Below are 1,014 nucleotides of genomic sequence, written 5' to 3' on the forward strand. Positions count from 1 at the left end.
GCGGCTGCCACCACCGCACATTCACTGTTCCCGCCGCAGCCGGGTCCGGTGGCGCTGGTAAATGCTTATGGCGCGGATATGGGGATGGTTTATATCTATGGCGTACTGGTGACGATCCCAAGTGTAATCTGCGCTGGCCTGATCCTGCCGAAGTTCCTCGGTAATCTGGAACGCCCAACGCCGTCATTTCTGAAAGCAGATCAACCGGTAGATATGAACAATCTGCCTTCTTTCGGCGTTTCGATTCTGGTGCCGCTGATCCCGGCGATCATTATGATCTCCACCACCATCGCCAATATCTGGCTGGTAAAAGATACCCCTGCCTGGGAAGTGGTTAACTTTATCGGTTCCTCGCCGATTGCAATGTTTATTGCGATGGTTGTTGCGTTCGTACTCTTTGGCACCGCGCGCGGGCACGATATGCAGTGGGTGATGAACGCTTTTGAAAGCGCGGTGAAGAGTATTGCAATGGTGATTCTGATCATCGGTGCGGGTGGCGTGCTGAAGCAGACCATCATCGACACCGGCATTGGTGACACCATCGGCATGTTGATGTCCCACGGCAATATCTCGCCCTACATCATGGCGTGGCTGATCACCGTACTGATTCGTCTGGCGACCGGTCAGGGTGTGGTTTCGGCGATGACTGCCGCCGGGATTATCAGTGCTGCAATCCTTGATCCGGCAACCGGTCAACTGGTTGGCGTGAATCCGGCGCTGCTGGTGCTGGCGACGGCTGCGGGTTCCAACACCCTCACCCACATTAACGATGCATCTTTCTGGTTGTTTAAGGGTTATTTTGACCTGTCGGTAAAAGACACGTTAAAAACCTGGGGTCTGCTGGAACTGGTCAACTCCGTGGTTGGGCTGATTATTGTGTTGATTATTAGCATGGTAGCGTAAAAGAACACCAGAGCCTGCCAATGGCAGGCTCTGACTGATGACAAAGTCTAAAAATGTGCCCAGACAGTCCCCTCGCCCCTCCGGGGAGAGGGTTAGGGTGAGGGGAACAGA

Annotated in this window: 1 protein-coding gene; it reads left to right on the top strand. The window is 54.0% G+C overall.

Annotation, left to right across the window (positions count from 1 at the left end; translation table 11 throughout):
* Positions 1-903: gluconate:H+ symporter (locus EQY_RS0121980; RefSeq protein WP_000000121.1), on the top strand; the 903-nt coding region annotated here is incomplete at its 5' end.
* Positions 904-1,014: the final 111 nt, after the last annotated feature.

It is taken from the genome of Escherichia sp. TW14182 (assembly GCF_000208525.1).
GTDB lineage: Bacteria > Pseudomonadota > Gammaproteobacteria > Enterobacterales > Enterobacteriaceae > Escherichia > Escherichia ruysiae.